The organism is Ornithinibacillus salinisoli, from assembly GCF_042684965.1.
Taxonomy (GTDB): domain Bacteria; phylum Bacillota; class Bacilli; order Bacillales; family Amphibacillaceae; genus Ornithinibacillus; species Ornithinibacillus salinisoli.
In genome coordinates, this window is the sequence record NZ_JBHUMI010000007.1 from 1 (window position 1) to 16,831 (window position 16,831).

General features: G+C 34.5%; 18 protein-coding genes. 4 read left to right on the plus strand and 14 right to left on the minus strand.

Translation table 11 applies throughout. The features are described 5' to 3' along the window. The 5 genes from ACFSTA_RS03370 to ACFSTA_RS03390 all read right to left on the minus strand — a co-directional run. Positions 1 to 497 (minus strand): transposase family protein (locus ACFSTA_RS03370; protein ID WP_377555138.1); only part of this gene is annotated, 497 nt, incomplete at its 3' end. Between the two features lie 163 nt (positions 498 to 660). Then, positions 661 to 1,833 carry a hydroxymethylglutaryl-CoA synthase gene (locus tag ACFSTA_RS03375; protein ID WP_377555139.1) on the minus strand — a complete coding sequence of 391 codons (1,173 nt, stop codon included), beginning with the start codon at positions 1,831 to 1,833 and terminating at the stop codon, positions 661 to 663. Between the two features lie 103 nt (positions 1,834 to 1,936). Further along, positions 1,937 to 2,608 (minus strand): Type 1 glutamine amidotransferase-like domain-containing protein, encoded by a 672-nt coding sequence (locus ACFSTA_RS03380; RefSeq protein WP_377555140.1) that lies wholly within the window; start codon positions 2,606 to 2,608, stop codon positions 1,937 to 1,939. A gap of 62 nt (positions 2,609 to 2,670) precedes the next feature. Beyond that, positions 2,671 to 3,912 (minus strand): metal-dependent hydrolase family protein, encoded by a 1,242-nt coding sequence (locus tag ACFSTA_RS03385; protein ID WP_377555141.1) that lies wholly within the window; start codon positions 3,910 to 3,912, stop codon positions 2,671 to 2,673. A 42-nt stretch (positions 3,913 to 3,954) separates the two neighbouring features. Further along, the gene (locus ACFSTA_RS03390) at positions 3,955 to 5,124 is read right to left on the minus strand and encodes a hypothetical protein (protein ID WP_377555142.1); all 1,170 of its coding nucleotides are present in this window, start codon (positions 5,122 to 5,124) and stop codon (positions 3,955 to 3,957) included. Between the two features lie 252 nt (positions 5,125 to 5,376). Here ACFSTA_RS03390 and ACFSTA_RS03395 point away from each other — a divergent pair, with 252 nt between their 5' ends. Beyond that, positions 5,377 to 6,657, plus strand: a complete 1,281-nt coding sequence (locus ACFSTA_RS03395; RefSeq protein ID WP_377555143.1) for a tetratricopeptide repeat protein — start codon at positions 5,377 to 5,379, stop codon at positions 6,655 to 6,657. Between the two features lie 318 nt (positions 6,658 to 6,975). Beyond that, positions 6,976 to 8,259 (plus strand): helix-turn-helix domain-containing protein, encoded by a 1,284-nt coding sequence (locus ACFSTA_RS03400; RefSeq protein WP_377555144.1) that lies wholly within the window; start codon positions 6,976 to 6,978, stop codon positions 8,257 to 8,259. A gap of 215 nt (positions 8,260 to 8,474) precedes the next feature. On the opposite strand, the gene ACFSTA_RS03405 is transcribed toward ACFSTA_RS03400, so the two are convergent. From ACFSTA_RS03405 to ACFSTA_RS03440, 8 genes are all read right to left on the minus strand, one after another. Then, positions 8,475 to 9,548: a M42 family metallopeptidase gene (locus ACFSTA_RS03405; protein WP_377555145.1), complete on the minus strand. Its 1,074-nt coding sequence runs from the start codon at positions 9,546 to 9,548 to the stop codon at positions 8,475 to 8,477. Positions 9,549 to 9,828: 280 nt separating this feature from the next. After that, complete coding sequence (locus tag ACFSTA_RS03410) at positions 9,829 to 10,614, minus strand: ABC transporter permease (RefSeq protein ID WP_377555146.1); 786 nt, start codon at positions 10,612 to 10,614, stop codon at positions 9,829 to 9,831. Next, complete coding sequence (locus tag ACFSTA_RS03415; RefSeq protein WP_377555147.1) at positions 10,615 to 11,379, minus strand: ABC transporter permease; 765 nt, start codon at positions 11,377 to 11,379, stop codon at positions 10,615 to 10,617. Positions 11,380 to 11,383: 4 nt separating this feature from the next. After that, a complete protein-coding gene (locus ACFSTA_RS03420) occupies positions 11,384 to 12,328 on the minus strand; it encodes an ABC transporter ATP-binding protein (RefSeq protein ID WP_377555148.1) in 945 nt (314 codons plus the stop codon). A gap of 140 nt (positions 12,329 to 12,468) precedes the next feature. Then, on the minus strand, positions 12,469 to 12,669 hold the full coding sequence (cspD, locus tag ACFSTA_RS03425) for a cold-shock protein CspD (protein ID WP_377555149.1): 201 nt from the start codon (positions 12,667 to 12,669) through the stop codon (positions 12,469 to 12,471). A gap of 217 nt (positions 12,670 to 12,886) precedes the next feature. Beyond that, entirely contained in the window at positions 12,887 to 14,050 is a 1,164-nt protein-coding gene (locus ACFSTA_RS03430) for a PcsB-like coiled-coil domain-containing protein (RefSeq protein ID WP_377555150.1), read from the minus strand. Between the two features lie 146 nt (positions 14,051 to 14,196). Further along, the gene (locus ACFSTA_RS03435) at positions 14,197 to 14,457 is read right to left on the minus strand and encodes a histidine kinase (RefSeq protein WP_377555151.1); all 261 of its coding nucleotides are present in this window, start codon (positions 14,455 to 14,457) and stop codon (positions 14,197 to 14,199) included. Between the two features lie 39 nt (positions 14,458 to 14,496). After that, on the minus strand, positions 14,497 to 14,808 hold the full coding sequence (locus ACFSTA_RS03440) for a hypothetical protein (protein WP_377555152.1): 312 nt from the start codon (positions 14,806 to 14,808) through the stop codon (positions 14,497 to 14,499). Between the two features lie 241 nt (positions 14,809 to 15,049). Between ACFSTA_RS03440 and ACFSTA_RS03445 the strand changes: the two genes are divergently transcribed. After that, on the plus strand, positions 15,050 to 15,217 hold the full coding sequence (locus tag ACFSTA_RS03445; protein WP_377555153.1) for a hypothetical protein: 168 nt from the start codon (positions 15,050 to 15,052) through the stop codon (positions 15,215 to 15,217). 81 nt (positions 15,218 to 15,298) lie between these two features. On the opposite strand, the gene ACFSTA_RS03450 is transcribed toward ACFSTA_RS03445, so the two are convergent. Next, positions 15,299 to 15,604, minus strand: a complete 306-nt coding sequence (locus ACFSTA_RS03450; protein ID WP_377555154.1) for a hypothetical protein — start codon at positions 15,602 to 15,604, stop codon at positions 15,299 to 15,301. A 546-nt stretch (positions 15,605 to 16,150) separates the two neighbouring features. Here ACFSTA_RS03450 and ACFSTA_RS03455 point away from each other — a divergent pair. Further along, positions 16,151 to 16,705 (plus strand): DUF3231 family protein, encoded by a 555-nt coding sequence (locus ACFSTA_RS03455; protein ID WP_377555155.1) that lies wholly within the window; start codon positions 16,151 to 16,153, stop codon positions 16,703 to 16,705. The last annotated feature ends 126 nt before the right edge of the window (positions 16,706 to 16,831 follow it).

A 16,831-nucleotide genomic window follows, 5' to 3' on the forward strand; every position in this document is an offset into this window, starting at 1 on the left:
TGGTATTTCCCTTCTTTCGTGTCCCCTTTATATTCATCAATCGCAATGACTGGAGGAAGTGATTCTACTTTTTTAACTTGTGTTTCAGCTAACTCATCAAATCGTCTTACAATGGTTGAAGATGAAGAACCATACGTTTCTCCTACCTCTTTAAATGTCTTTCCTTTAATCGATCGAATGGATACAGCTTGATTCCATTCTGCGGATGTCAGTTGATATCTTTGTACAATTTTGTTTGCTTCTGAAAACCGTTTTCCACATTCCAAACATCTATACCGACGACGCTTATACCAAATTTGAGTCATTCGCTCAAACCATTTTAAGTGTTTCACTTTCTGATAACGATAGTCATGGATACTTTGCGTTTCCTCTCCACATTGCGGGCAAACATGGGTGGTGCGCTCCATTTCTACATAAATTTCTACACTTCCATCTCGTTCTTCTACTTTTGTCACTAAACAATCTTTTAATCCTGGAATATTCATGATAAAATCCATAGTATACGCATCCCCATTCTTTTTTCTTGTTTCTAGTCAATTCAAGTATAAAGAATGTTTGGGCTTGCGTGTATTTTTTTTCAGAATTTTATCTGAACCCCAACAAATATTATAGAGCCATTAAAAAACCCCAGGAGAAAGTCTCCCAGAGTCTGTCCAAAATTTATCGTAGTTTATTCACATACTGCCTCATATGCTCTATAACGCCCGAAACACAAATATGAGCCGGATCATTTTCGATATCTAACTCTATGTTAGAGCCATCTGTGGGTAATGTGTTTTGAAAAATTTCTTCATATTCTTCTACACTAACTTCTCTTCTACTGTCGAACAATTTTGTATGGGTTTCAACAAATAAATGCTCGCGGTAATTTGGTTTCAAGATTCCAGTAAATAGCTCCCCTACAGCTCCAGAACCATAGCTAAACAAACCAATTCTTGATCCAGCTTGAAGATCCTCTTTAAGTTCTAATAAGGAAAGTAAGCTTAAATATAAGGAACCCGTATAAATATTTCCAACGTTTCTATTATAAGTCGTACTAATTTTATAATTTGTTGTTAATCGTTCTTGAACATCTTCAGTAACTTCGTCCAAAACAGTTCGTAAAGCTTTTAACCCCATTTTTGTATATGGCAAATGATAGCAAATAGCTTCAAAATCATCCAATCCTAAACCAGTTTTTTCTTTATATCGCTCCCACACTTGTTGGAAGAATGAAATGTATTGTTCATTAGAAAATCTTCCATCCACAAATGCTTTATCAGAATATACCGGACGCCAGAAATCCATAATATCTTTTGTCAAATAAGTACTTTTTTCTTCTAAAACCATAACTTTTGGATTTGCACTTATTAACATTGCAACTGCTCCAGCACCCTGAGTTGATTCTCCACCAGTATTTAAGCCGTATCTTGCAATATCTGAACCAAGTACTAAAACCTTACTTTCCGGATTTAAAGCAATATGGCCTTTTGCCATCTGTATAGCAGCTGTAGCACCATAGCAGGCTTGTTTTACTTCAATACTTCGAGCATATGGATTTATATCTAATAGTTCATGAACATAAACACCCGCTGATTTAGAATGATCAATACCTGATTCTGTTCCAAAAATAACAAAATCTATTTGTTCTTTATCCTGATCATCTAAAATTCCCAACGCAGCATTTGCCGCCAGCGTAACCGAATCCTGCGTAATTGGTGGGACAGCCATTTTTTCCTGTCCAATTCCAATTGTAAACTTCTCAGGTTCTACATTTCTTGCCACAGCCAATTTATTCATATCTACAAATAAATGAGGTGTATAAAAACCAATCTTGTCAATACCAATATTCAATGTCAAAGACTCCTTTTAAAACAATAATAACTTCATTTTAATATATTATAAGGTGCCTGTCACTTCCCGAATTTTGTCGAATCAACAAGTTGCTTTTTTTACATTATAATGAATTTATTTCGATTTTTCTTAATATATCCTTCTTTACTGAATACACTCCTTCTCCTTCTATTCTTCGTAGCTTTCCATTGTTAAAGTAAGCACATGTATTTTCATCTATCCCAAAATTTTCATGTTTTTCATACTTAAGTGCCGCTTTTCTTAGATGCATCTCATCATTCCATTGTGTAAAATGAACAGCAATTACTACATTAGATAACAGACCTAATCCGACTCTCTCCTGGAATTCTTTTTGTTCATTGTCCTTTTCAGAAATGATACAATTATCCGGGCTTATTAAGGCTCCAGCGGAAAAACCAACAACAGGGTATCCAGACTCATATTGCTTGACGATCAGGCTGGATATAGGAGAATCCACGATGTAATCTGCATAGAGATTCGTATTTCCTCCACAAATAATAACTCCACTACTATTTTGCAAGCAATTTCTTACTTGGTCGAATGGTGTGGAAGGCAGTGGTAGAAGATGAAATTCCCTTAATCCCAAAACTTCTAATAATTGGGTGTATTTATGTATATAATCTTTCCACCCATCCCGCTCTACGTTTAAAATTGACACTGGCTTATCCGTTCTTAACGCAATTTCCGCAAAACATTTCCCCATCACAGGTGTAAAAGGAGGTCCCCCTCCAAAAAGAAATAAATGTCTATCCATACATAGCCCCCCTGGTGCCTGTCACCGACAAAAAACGACAAAAACCGGGGAGTGACAGGCACCTATAGTAGGTTTTTTTCGACTTTTCCGTTTTTAATTACGACTTGGATGTTGTCGTTGTTTGCTAGAGAGTAGATGTCTTCTATTGGATTTCCTTTTACAACAACGATATCTGCTAGTTTACCTTGCTCAAGGGTTCCAACTTTCTCTTCCCACCCTAAGCATTCTGCCGCTGTTTTTGTTGAAGCAACGATTGAATCCATCGGTGTCATACCTGCATCAACCATTAGTCCAAGCTCTCTAAGATTGGTGCCATGTTTCATTACACCAGCATCTGTTCCCATAGCAATCTTAACTCCGGCTTTATATGCTTTCGTAAAACTTGCCTTATGTTGTTCAATTACTTCTTTTGATTTTTCAACTGCACTGTCAGGCATTCCAACATCTTTTGCACTTTCTAATACGGCAACTGGTGCTAATAACGTTGGAACTAAATAAGTGCCATTTTCTAGCATTAACTCAATCGCTTCATCATCAATAAAGATACCATGTTCAATCGAATGAATACCTGCTTTCACGGCATTTTTAATTCCTTCAGCTCCTTGAGCATGGGCCATGACCTTAACACCTTTTCGAAAACGTCCCTCTTCTACTATTACTTTCAATTCCTCAAGCGAGAATTGTGTGAACTTTGGATGGTCCGTTGCACTCAGTACACCACCAGTTGCATGTACTTTAATGACCTCTGCTCCAGCTCGAAGCATCTCACGTGTTTTTTTTCGTACTTCCTCCACACCATCACATTTTCCACTCGGCATTCCAGGATAATCAGAAGGTAGTAAATCAACTGTATTACCTGCTACCTGATAACCATCACCGTGACCACCGGTAATCGTTAACGCATTAATACTCAATTGTAAACGTGGACCAGTAATCAATCCATCCTCTACCGCTTTTTTTACTCCTAGATCAGTTCCGAGTGCATCCCTTACAGATGTTACTCCAGCATGTAATGTGTTTTTCAAATACTCTGCTGCCTTGTAATACATGAATGAAAATGGCGTTGTCAATCTCTCAGATAGCGGTGCGTATTCCATCATCATATGAACATGAGTATCAATTAGTCCTGGTAAAATTGTTCCTCCAGCTGCATCAACAACAACTTCATCGCCTGTCGTCGCATAACCATTTTCAGGTCCTACGTAAACGATACGCTTGTCCTCTGATACGACAACATGGTCTTTCTTCGGTTCTCCACCATTTCCATCAACTAATAATCCATTTTTAATTAATTGTTTTACCATTATAAAGTCCCCCAATATATTAATATAATTTAAATCAGCATATTATAACGTCCCTACCAATATGCCAGCAATTACAACTGAAGCTACGGTAACTGTTGTGAAACCACCTATAAGCATGGGTGCTAACAACTCATTAAATATCAATTTTTCTTCTTTTTTATTTCGAGCGATACTTCTCGATACTTCTTCACAAAGAATATAATCACCCGGGAATCCGAATAAAGCAGTTAAAGCTACTGGCATACCTTTGTAAGGATGCCATTTGAAAACTTTTGACATCACATAGCCTCCTAGAGAAAGACCAAACGTTCCAATTAATAAGATCAATAGAACACTTGGAAGATTATTCACTGCCTCTTGTGGGGTAACACCAGCCATTGATCCAACCGCAACAAAAATAATAACAATCATGGTTAACGTAAATGAATTTGACTTTTCTAATGCTTTTGGTTCAAATAACTTAAGCTTTAATCCAACAACACCAATGGCAAGACACCAGAGCGTATAGTGAATAGGAGTTATTTCACCAAGTGTAATTCCGATCGCAGCACCAACAAATACAAAGAACAATTTTAATGTTGCGCTCGATTTAAGAGGATTTGATTTTTCCTCAACTTGATCAGTACCATTTAACTCTTCCTCGGTCGCCATTGGAACGAATGTACCGTTGTCGATATCTTTCTGAAGCCTGAGTGCATATCTCCTCATAATATTTAATGCTAGAGGCATGCCTAGTACTCCTTGGAAAGCAACTACAAGTGCTGGTATAACAACTAAGCTTGATAGCCCAATTTCTGTTAGCTTTTCGGAAGTAACAATTAGTGCAATGATTCCTCCGCTGACAGGTCCAACTCCCGCTACCGCAGTAGGATAATCGAAAATTAAGGAAATGATAACTAAGATTAAAGCGCCAGAAACAACTAATCCTCCTAGAGCAATAAGTACTGCCTTAATTTGACTTTTTAGCAATGAGAAGGGAATCATTGTACCCATATGTAAAATTGCCGGGCCAATTAAAATAGCTCCTAATGCTCCAAGTGTTGATTTCTCCATGATGTCGCTTGGGAATATTCCTGTCCAACTTAACACTAAGAATCCAACCATAGCTGTCAAAAGCATTGGAACTCTTGCTCTTGACTTAATTGATAGCCATTCCCCAAATGCAATAAGTGCAAAAATTAAAACGGTAGCGATAAGCGGATTGCTTAACATAATTCCCCTCCTCTTAAATATGCAAAATGTTAAATAATTATAAATAATGTTTATTAATATAACACTTTGCAAATGTAATGTCTATGGATTTTTTTAAGTTTTTATTATTATCTAACTAATTAGTAAAATATGAAAACGCATACGTTACCGCCCTATCAATAAAACAATAAGAAATAATATTTTTTGATTCAACTGGTCTACAAGTGACAGGGACTACCTATACAATTTATAATGTCTTTAGGGGGTTTTGATATGGTTATGTCAAATGATTTTGGAGATAAGATAAAATACTACCGGGTAAAAGCTAACATGACACAAGATGAATTAACCAAGGGCATTATTTCAGTATCATATTTATCGAAAATAGAAGCAGGTGTACTAAATCCTACCGAGGAAATTAGAGAATTATTATGTAAAAGACTTAACCTCGATCCGTTATTTCTTGAGAACGATAAAATGCATGATCTATGTCATACATGGTTTAAACAGTTATTCAACAGAGAAACAACAGCAGCCAAAGAATTGTTTCAAACTATTAATAATAATGTTGATTACATTGCAAATAAGCAACTTCATAATTTATTTCAAATACATAAATTGTTTTATTTTATACTTACCAAAAATACAGCAGCTGCAGATCAACAATTTGCTTTTCTTCAGCAAGAATCACCTAACTATAAAGGTAAAGTACTTTTTTATTGGTTAAGAGCATCGGGTGATTATCATTTTTCTAAGTTATCTTTTGCAGATGCTTTACATTATTATTTAGAAGCGGAAAAAAATATTTCCCTCGAACAAATTCATTTCCCAGAAAAAGAAGAAAAAGACCTATATTTTCTAATTGCTACTACAGCTAGTAAAATTAGAAAAACATATATTGCAATCGTATATGGATTAGACGCACTAGAATACTATCGTAGTATATATAACCTAAAGAGATGTGCAAATTGCCACATTTTGCTTGGCATATCGTATCAACGTGCAAATGAATACCAAAAATCATTAGAAAGCTACACATTAGCAATTACAATAGCTCAAAACATAAAAGACAAGAATCTACTTTCTCTCTGTTACCAAAATATGGGGAAACTTTACTCCTTACTAAATAAAACAGAGGATGCTATAAATTATTACCAAGAAAGCTATAAACTACGAGAAGAGTCCCATGCCAATAAGAGAATAATTCCTATTTCAAGTCTCATGAAGGAATACTATGACATTGGTGATCTGGAAAATGCAGAAAAATGGATGGAAAAAGGGTTAGAGTTATCAGAAACATTAAGCCCTGTCGATTCGATTTATTTTCATGAATTTAAAGTTTACCGTCATCTTATTAAAGGGTACGACAATACATTTGAAGCATTAATTAACAAAGAAGTCCTTCCTTTTTTAAATGAAAAGCAATTAGACTTTGAAAAATCATTCTACCTAAAAATCTTAGCCGACTACTACTTTAACAATAGAAAATACAAACTAGCAGCAACCACCTATAAAAGAGCACACCAAATACTAGGTAGATTCAACTCCGATTAGGTGCCTGTCACCTCCCGAATTTTGTCGTAGTATGTCGTTTAAAATAATCTTGAAATCAACTTATTAAAGATGTTGTTTACCCTTTTCCCATAAGAAACTTCCTTAGGATTTGATAGATTCCTCCAAGGAAGTTTTTTATTCTCCACTCATTCATCGAATTTCTAGACAAATGGCTAGCACCGACAAGAAACTTTTCCTTCAAAATCACATTTTTTCATTGTTTTTTTAGTTTTTTTTGATTTTATTGAATAATGCGATTACTATATAGTCAAAATTACCTACCGAACTTATAATATAGATAGGTAGGAGGTAATGGTTATGGAGAGAAATGCACTAGAAGATTTCGGAATTAAAATCAAGTACTACAGGACTAAGGCAAGAATGACACAAGAAGAATTATCAAGGGGAATAATATCTGTTTCCTATTTATCAAAAATTGAAGGAGGTGTCGTGAATACGTCAAAGGAAATTAGAGGACTATTATGTGACAAGTTAAAAATTAACCCACACTTTATTGAAAATGATCAAATGCTTCATATATGCCTAGCTTGGTTTAAACACTTACTAGATAGAGAGGTAAAAAAAGCGAAAGAACTATACCCCCAAATCAATGATAACATCAATTATGTTGCGAACATTCAGCTTCTAAATTTATTAGAAATTCACAAACTCCATTATTATCTACTTACAAACAATAAATTTGAAGCTGATCATCAATATGCAACACTACTAAAAGTATCGAAGAAATTCAAAGGAAAGAACCTCTTTTATTGGTTAAAAATATCCGGAGACTATAAATATTCAAAGTTATTATATTCCGAAGCATTGTATTTATATCAAGAAGCAGAGAAGAAAATTCACCTCGAACAAATTTATTTTCCAATGGAAGAGAAACAAAACCTATATTACTTAATAGCTACCACAGCTAGTAAACTGAGAAATTCATATATCTCCATAGTTTATGCAGAAAAAACGTTGGAGTACTATCGAAGCATTTACAATTTAGCAAGATGTGCTGAGTGTCATATATTGCTAGGTATTTCTTATCAACGAACCAATGAGCCCGAGAAATCTATTGAAAGTTTTCAATATGCTGCTACGATCGCTAAAAATACGCGTCAGAACAAGACTCTATCTCTTAGTTATCAAAATATAGGTAATCACTACTCTAAAATGAATAAACCAGAACTAGCCATCGATTATTTTCTTAAAAGCTATAAATTGCGAAGAGAAGAGAATACTGTTAAAAAGATTACCACCATTTCCAGTTTGATGAAGGAATATTATTCAAAAGGTAATGTTAGTCATGCTAAAAAATGGCTTAAAGAAGGGCTAGAGTTATCCAAATCTATTAGTCCCTTAGAATCGATTTACGTGTATGAGTTTAGAGTGTATAAAAATCTTATTATAGGTTTTGATGATACTTTCGAGGAGCTAATTAACGATGAAGTAGTACCATTTTTAGAAGAAAAACAGCTGGACTATGAAAAAAATAACTATTTAAAAATTTTAGCAGATTACTATTTTAACAATCGAAAATATAAACAAGCAGCAGCTAACTATCAAAACTCTCTCAATGTTCTAACAAAATACTCAAAATAGGAGCGTAATTATAAATGAAAAATTTCCTTAAAATAATTTTTGTAGTAACTCTACTTTTCCTACCAATAAGTAATAATTTCTCAACCACTGAAACAGCTCACATAAATGAAGACAAATACAAAATCGACAACCCCGAAGAACCAGACCCATTCGAAGAAAGATAAACCATAGGTGTCTGCCACCAACATAATTCGACAAGTGACAGGCACCTTAATTTAAATAAATTCCATGCTTCCCCAGTTTGCGTTATCTTTTATCAATGCTTTTAACAAATGTAACCCTTTTTCAAAGTCATTCAGATCTGCTACTTCTACTGGCGAATGAGAATATCTTCTAGCAAATGTAATAGCTCCAGCCAATATACCTTCCCGTTCTAAATGTACAGCCGATACATCCGATGAAGCACCTGGTAATACAGCTAATTGATAAGGTATCTTAGCTTTTTCTGCATAGTTAATAATTAAATTCTTCATTTGTGGTGCCATAATATTACCTCTTACCGAACTACCTGCAAGTGCAGGAATAACAGGACCTTTTCCAATCCCAACAGGCAACGTTCCAATACTATCAGGTGTATCAGCACAAGGAATCGTATCAATGACAATGGCAAAATCCGGATTTAGTTTATAGGTTGCTACTTTAGCGCCACGCAACCCAACTTCTTCTTGAACAGTTATAACACCAACCAATGTCCCATTAAACTCTCGATTTTGTAAAGCCTTAAACAATTCAATTAAAAGAACACAACAACTGCGATTATCTATTGCCTTGCCACAAATTAAATCCTCATTGGTAAACTGTTCAATCTCACTTATGTATGTTATTGGATCACCTATCCGAATTCCCATTCTACCAATTTCTTCTTTAGACTCTGCACCAACGTCAACATACAACTCCTTTATCGTCGGTTGCCTCTTCCTTTCTTCTGGCGTTTGAAGATGTCCTGCTTTTACACCTACTACACCAAAATGGCCATTCACATTAACTTTCCGACCAATTAATAAAGACTCTAGTACTCCTCCGGTTTTTTCCATTCGGATAAACCCTCTATCATCTATATCTTGAACAATACAACCAATTTCATCAGAATGAGCGGAAATCATCATCATAGGACCTGGCTTATTTCCTTCTAAATATGCATAAACATTCCCCATCGAATCTACTTCCACTTTATCAGAATGTTTCTTAAATCCTTCAACCAGTGCTTCAACTACTTTCATCTCCTGCCCTGGTGTCCCTTGGATACTTGCAAAACTTCTTAATTGCGTTAAAAATTCATCCTTAAACATAGTTCCCCTCCACTTTTTTTGATATTTCTATCTATTTTGACACAAAATACACAAGTGTACAACAGCAGTGCCTGGCACCGACGTTTTTCCACAATGTCGGTGCCAATGTTGTATAAGTAATGTAAGAGGCTAGAACAATCCATAAGAAAATGTAATACTTCCCCCTCCTAGTTATCTGTCCACAACACCTACATATAGCAGTTTGCAAAGTGAGTAGAAAAGCGGCTGGACAAGGATAAAATATCCATTCGACAAAATTCGGGAGGTGACAGGCACCCCCCTAGATACTTTTTAATAATGCTCCTTTTTTTCTTGCTGCTTTTTCCATTACGGATACTAGGATTAGAGACAATACTAAATAACATATTCCTACGATGAACTCTTTCATTAATAATGAGTAAACTGAAAATGCTTCTATCCCATAAATAGTTCTTAATGCTTCAATGCTATGGGTCAACGGTAATAACCGTGAAAAGAATTCCAAACTATTAGGAAGAAGTGTAACAGAAAAGTTTACACCACAAAACACTTGAAATACTGCCAATGCTAAATTTAAAAATAAGTTAACATTCGAAAACAGCAGACTGACACAAGCAAATAGCAACGAAAAGCATAAAACAGAAAATAAAGTAATCACAAATAAAACCAATAAATTGCCAATTTCACTTAACGGAAACGAAATCCCAAATAGCCATCGCCCAATCAATATTCCTACTCCGAATACAAAAAGTCCATCAAGCAGTGGTACAATAGCCTTTCGAATAATAATATATAATGTTGGAGTTGGTGAGGCAATGTTTAACTCTAAGGTTCCAAATCTCCTTTCCATTCGAAACATATTCATAAAATTAATAATCATAGTGTGACAAGTATAGTATGCGATATTGCCAATAACTACAAAGTTCAAATAGTCTGACCCGACTAATGCACTTGCTAAGGTAGCAAAAAACAAGAAATGCATAAAAGGATCTACAATTCGAAACAAGACAAATAAACGAAGTGATTGAAAAGAATAAACTGCTTTATAGGACAAGTGTGTAAAGCCGTATTTGCTGATCCAAAACATTTACATCGCCCCCAATTTACCATGTTTACGTAGAATTACTTCCATTTTTTTGATAATAAAGGAAGCTAGAATTAAATAAACGAAACTAACAATAATAGAAGTAACCATCGATGTGTACATCAAAGAATTCATTTCAATTGATTCATATACTGCTTTTATCCCCCAAGTCATCGGTACCCCATAGGAAAGATATTCAATTACAATCGGTAATTGATTAACAGGTATAAACACACCACACATTAGAATAATAGGCGTAAGTATCAAGTTTTGATAGTCATACACATTTTGAAAAACAACAAACACAATAGCTAAAATCAAACCTACAACACAAAGTGAAAAAATTAAAACAAGTACCGAAATAAAAAACCAAGCATAATTAATAATTTGTATATTAAATCCGTAAATAAATCTAGCATAAAAAAAACTTAGAGCCATCGATATTAATGCAATTACAGAGTTACTTAAAGCTTTCGAAATAATTACCTGAAATAGAGAAACTGGGGCAGCAATAAGTAATTTTAACGTATCACTCCACCTTTGTGAAACCAGTGCGGAACCAGAGGAATATAACACATAGCTCCACATACTAATTAATGCAGATGCAACAACAAATCGATCAGAATTAATGTCCCCTCTCAACTGTTGCAAAAAATATACGATTGTAAGAAATACTAGGGGTTGGAAAAAAAGAAGAAACTGGTACATCTTATTGTAAAAGTTCGTAAAATATTTTATCTCTCGTAGCACTAAAAAAACCATATTCATACAATCACCCTGCATCCTTCATTAGATAAATATACGCATCCTCTAAAGAGATTTCTCTTTTTCGAAGGCTCAATACTTCTCCATATTGATTCAAATATTCACTAATTCCTTCTTCCATTTCTAAATTAACCTCGAATTTTACGGTGTAAAACGAATCCTTTAACTCATCCAATTCCAAATTGATTAATGCATTATCAGTCTTTAATGCATCCAAATGATTAACACGAATAATAGCTTCGTACAGATTCAAGTGATTACATCGATCTTTAATATGATTTGGATCACCTATAATACTTATTGCCCCATCTTTTATAAACGCAATCCGATCACATAATTCATCTGCTTCTTGCATGTAATGAGTTGTCAGGATAATCGTTATCCCTTGGTTTGATAACTTCTGAACTAAATTCCTCAATAATTTAGCCCCGACTGGGTCAAGTCCAATTGTGGGCTCATCAAGAAACAATATTTTCGGTTCATTTATTAGACATCTGGCAATATGTAACCGTTGAATCATACCTTTTGAATATGTATGTATCTTTTGATTCTCAGCTTTTTTCATCTCCACTAATGATAATAAATTGTCAACAAGGTCTGCTTGCTCCTTATTTTTGATTTTATAGAGCGTACAAAAATAATGCATGTATTCTTTTCCTGTTAACCTTCCATAAACTCCTCTTTCACCACCATAAACGAAATTGATCTGATTACGAATTTTATGGCTTTCTGAAACCACATCATATCCCAATACTTTTGCTTCACCACTAGAAGGCAGTAATAAAGTAGTTAGTATCTTTATAGTAGTAGTTTTTCCAGCACCATTTGGACCTAATAATCCAAAAACTTCCCCCCGTTTCACATTAAATGAAATGTTTTCCAATGCAGTTTTGGTACCTTCCTTCAACTTATAATAACGAGAAAGGTTTTTAACTTCTATTATATTTTCCACAATGATTCCCCCATTGTTTGTAAATTCTTAGAATATTTTACCACAAATTAAGGCAAAGTTTTTATTTTACTTAAAATATTGTAAAAAAATCGCACAAAAAAACTCTCCTCATAAATGAGAAGAGTTTTTTCTAAGTTTACTTACGCTTTTTCAACGTTAGCAGCTTGAGGTCCACGGTTACCTTCTGTAATTTCAAAAGTAACTTGTTGACCTTCTTCTAATGTTTTGAAACCGTCGCCTTGAATTGCTGAGAAATGTACGAATACATCGTCTCCACCTTCAACTTCGATAAATCCAAAACCTTTTTCTGCGTTAAACCATTTTACTGAACCTGTGTTCATAAAAAAAACCTCCATGCGCTTATAAAGCACGTTTATTACTATTTCTGTTCAAGATAATAATTCAAGACGAAGATAATCACTAGAAAGCTATTACATAAATCTTGTATTGCTAACACGAACATAATTTAGTTAACCTTAGTATAACACATATCAAAAAAAAATCAAGGGTGCCTGGCACTGACAAAAATCGACAGGTGACAGGCACCTATTTTGGTACCTATTGTATTGTTACTTTTACTGTACGGACTCCCCAGGATGCTGCTTCTGCTTCTGTTTTGACGTAGACATCAATTTTATTTCCTTTAATTGCACTGCCTATGTCTCCTGCAATTGCATATCCATATCCTTCTACATATACGACTTTTCCTAATGGAATTACCTTTGGATCAACTGCAATCACTTTTGTATCAGGGTTTTTCTTTAGATCTATTCCTGTTGCCGTAACTCCGCTACCTCCAGCACTCTCAATTGTGTAGGCAGTAGCTGTCATGGTAATTGTTTTCTCATCATCTTTATTTTGATTATCTTCTTCAGAATCACTTTGTTTCTCAACTTCTGTCGCTGTCACAGCTGCCTCTTTTGCCTTCTTATCCCGTTCAGCAGCTTTTTTCGCTTCTTGTTCCCTACGAGCTGCTGCAATATTTTCTTTAACCTTGGTTTCAAGCGTAGCAAGATTATTATCTTCTTTTTGTAAATCTTCAATTAAAACAACTAGTTCTTGCCTTTTGGTATTTAACACTTCAACTCTTTGGTCATTTTGAGCTTTTTCTTCTTCCATTCGTACGAGCGTTTCCTCTTGATCGTTTCTCAATGCATTCAAATCTTCAAGCTTCTCTAAAGATAGCTTTTGATTTGCTGCTACTTTTTTCATATCACTCTCTAACTGTTCCATTAATGATGTATCAGATTCAGCAATTTTATTTACTGTCGTTATACGACTTATAAAATCACTAAAACTCGTGGCACTGAAAATCACTTCCAAATAACTGATCGAACCGCCCGACTTTTGATAGGATGCTATTCGCTCCTTTAAAATACCATAGCGTTTTTCAATACTTTCTTCTAATTCTTCGATTTCACCTTGAAGCTGTTCAATTTCTTTCACCGTCTTCGTAATATTTTGCTCAGTTTCCTCAATTAAATCCTGATACTCATTTAATTGTTGATTCACTTGCTCAACATTCGCATTTAATTCTTCAATCTCGGATAGCACTTTATTTACTTGCGCTTCCGCTTCCGTTATATCATCTCTAATATTCTCTCGTTGTTCTTGAATATCATTTAAATCGTCCGTAGATTCCGCATAGCTATAATTGCTAAACAATAAAATACCTGTAACAATTGTAGTAGCAAAGGTTATTACAGTTAATTTTTTAGTCAACTTTTCCTCGCTCCCTATTCTTGTTTCGTTATGTAAGCGAACTATAATCTAGCACACTACTTTTCTATGAAATTATAACACCCTTTAATGACATTACGATTATCATGACATTACAATATTGTATCAACTTAGAAAATAGTAGAGAGTTATGAAAGAATCCGGAATAATAAAACAATGAAAATCCCGATTACAATACCGATATCTCCAGCAATACGTTTTTTTTCTTTTTTCTTTTCTATTATTGTCAACACTTTTCCAACAATGATTAATGCAAGTGCAGAGCCGACAACAGTATCTCGTAAAGATTCACTAAACGTAACATCCGATACTAGCATAATAAATATTGGAACAAGAACCAAAAGCGCAACGATAACATACAAAATAAAATTCAACTTACTTACTTTCATCAAAACATCCCCTATTGGTGCCTGGCACCGACAAATTGTTCATTCTCGAATTAAATCAAAGCCGTTTTTGTGTGTTATTAAACTAACTGTTTTCCCATTGTTTTCGAATGTGAACTTGCTTCCAACTTGTTCGACCTTTTTCCACCCTTTTAATTGCAACTGTATAAGATAAAGTGAATTTATTACTGACCAATTATAAGTATACGAATCATTTGAATGCTTTTCCTCTATTTGTGCGTTCTTGGGAATGGGAAACTCACCATCAGAAGAAAGTGTAAGTGTTCCAAACAATAAAATGATAATTAGTATAACTGTAAATGTTAATCCTATAAATGTGATTTTTTTCTTCATGTCATTCACCTACTATTCCAATTTTGATAGACTCTTCCTCATTTTACCAGAATCTCCTAAATGGCACCTATTTTTTATAATCCATCATATTCTGTCCTAAGTTAAACTTGTCACCATATCTATTTTGACAAGATTCTAACATTTTCCAGTAGGTTCGACTTGAAAAGTTGATACAATTTACCTATAATTGTAGTTGGAATTAACTATATTTTTCTAAATTTTTTTCAAAAAGGAGCTTCATATGATCAGTAAAGATGAGTTGCTTTTCTTTATTAATGAGCTTCAAAAATTAATCAAAGAGCATGAACGATGCGAAGATCTTAAAATCAAACAATTAATCCAGGAAGATATACTGTTTTTATCTGAAACGTTGCATTTGCAATCCAAAATTGATGTCTCCATTCATTAAACTTCCAGATACAAATAACTATGTCACTGCAAAAAATCTAAAAAAAGGAACTGGATATCCCCCAATTCCTTTTTCATTTCATTATCTATAGAACCCTGGCCCGAATCCGGGATTACCAAAGCTCTGATAGCCAAATCCTCCTCCTGGATTTCCTTGGAACCCATATCCTGGTCCAGGTTGACCATAACCGCCGAAACCATAACCTGGTCCAAATCCACCAAAGCCTGGTCCATACCCGTAATAACCTTGATTCTGCCCAAAAAACTCTCCACCCAAATATCCTAACCCAGCTCCAATAAGTCCTGTAGCTAAAGGGCTAAGTCCCCAACCCGCACCAAAAATTCTCGGATCGGCGCTTCTATGCATCGGCATATAGTTTCCATACATGTGAATTCTCCTTTTTTAGAACATGTGATTATAATGCTTCACTATAGCCTATGTACACATACATAATATGATTAGGCAGAGCAATCAATTTCAACAAATCTTTTAAACGAATACCTAATTTCGTTTACAACTATATTTTATTATATTACGTTTACAAGAACGTTCGTTCCATTTCATGGTGTTGGAGTAAAACAATGAAAAATATTTTATACCCATCATCTTAGGACTGAGATATTTTGTTGCCAAACGGAAGAGAATCACCTCTAAGAGAGCATACCGAAAGAAAAAGTTGGGAAAAAGGAGAAAATATGTGTGATAAAAATTAATAGATTTATCCTTTAAACACTGAATACGAAGAAAATATCTTTTTAATGGGAAAAGTATTTAAGGACTCTAAGATATTTCAGCACAATTTTAATAAATTGTGCTTTTTTAATGGAGAAAATGTCGATAATACTTACAAAAAACATTATAAGTGCACCGAATTAATTTACATTTTTAACAAATGAAAAGGAAAGGCTATTGTAAAGGAGGTGAAAAAAACTAGTGCCTAATCCATTTGAAGCTGTCTGGAACATACTTAAAACATCAATAGACAATATAAATGAACCGAAGTCTCCGCTACATGTAATTGAAGTTGGAGATTGCTGGAAGTATTTATCAATTGTTGAAGAATTTATTCGATACGAAGAAATAGGATTAAATACGACCACAGACGATGAAGTAACGGAATTGTTAAATGATGTGATAAAAACATGCGAATCGCAAGTAAAACGATTAAGTCAATTTATGAAACAAGAAGGAATCCCATTACCCGAGGTTTCTTCTGCAAAACCAAAATCTAATTCAAAGGAAATTCCTTTAGGTGTTAAACTCACAGATGATGAAATTGCAAATGGTCTTTCTTTTAAACTGCTTAATTGCATGCAAACTTGCTCCAAAGGACAAATTGATGCCATTCGAAATGATGTTGCCATCTTATGGCTAGAGTTTTTTTCAGAGTGGGTTACACTTGGCACCACTCTGAAAACACTAATGCGAAAACGTGGTTGGTTAAAAGTTCCTCCATACTATTATCCACCCGGTTCTCCATCACAGTAATGTAATTTGATTCATCCATCTATAGGTATGGAACCGCTACCACTTATACGACAAGTAAGTATCCGCCGGTAGAACCGGCGGTTTTAATTTCGCCCTATAAGGGCACTTTACCAACTTAGCCACTAA

Excerpts from the sequence above, each read along its gene's own strand:
- ACFSTA_RS03380 (WP_377555140.1), bottom strand. The coding sequence starts at position 2,608 with ATGGATAGACATTTATTTCTTTTTGGAGGGGGACCTCCTTTTACACCT.
- ACFSTA_RS03385 (WP_377555141.1), bottom strand. The coding sequence starts at position 3,912 with ATGGTAAAACAATTAATTAAAAATGGATTATTAGTTGATGGAAATGGT.
- ACFSTA_RS03390 (WP_377555142.1), bottom strand. The coding sequence starts at position 5,124 with ATGTTAAGCAATCCGCTTATCGCTACCGTTTTAATTTTTGCACTTATT.
- ACFSTA_RS03395 (WP_377555143.1), top strand. The coding sequence starts at position 5,377 with ATGGTTATGTCAAATGATTTTGGAGATAAGATAAAATACTACCGGGTA.
- ACFSTA_RS03400 (WP_377555144.1), top strand. The coding sequence starts at position 6,976 with ATGGAGAGAAATGCACTAGAAGATTTCGGAATTAAAATCAAGTACTAC.
- ACFSTA_RS03405 (WP_377555145.1), bottom strand. The coding sequence starts at position 9,548 with ATGTTTAAGGATGAATTTTTAACGCAATTAAGAAGTTTTGCAAGTATC.
- ACFSTA_RS03410 (WP_377555146.1), bottom strand. The coding sequence starts at position 10,614 with ATGTTTTGGATCAGCAAATACGGCTTTACACACTTGTCCTATAAAGCA.
- ACFSTA_RS03415 (WP_377555147.1), bottom strand. The coding sequence starts at position 11,379 with ATGAATATGGTTTTTTTAGTGCTACGAGAGATAAAATATTTTACGAAC.
- cspD (WP_377555149.1), bottom strand. The coding sequence starts at position 12,669 with ATGAACACAGGTTCAGTAAAATGGTTTAACGCAGAAAAAGGTTTTGGA.
- ACFSTA_RS03435 (WP_377555151.1), bottom strand. The coding sequence starts at position 14,457 with ATGAAAGTAAGTAAGTTGAATTTTATTTTGTATGTTATCGTTGCGCTT.
- ACFSTA_RS03440 (WP_377555152.1), bottom strand. The coding sequence starts at position 14,808 with ATGAAGAAAAAAATCACATTTATAGGATTAACATTTACAGTTATACTA.
- ACFSTA_RS03445 (WP_377555153.1), top strand. The coding sequence starts at position 15,050 with ATGATCAGTAAAGATGAGTTGCTTTTCTTTATTAATGAGCTTCAAAAA.
- ACFSTA_RS03450 (WP_377555154.1), bottom strand. The coding sequence starts at position 15,604 with ATGTATGGAAACTATATGCCGATGCATAGAAGCGCCGATCCGAGAATT.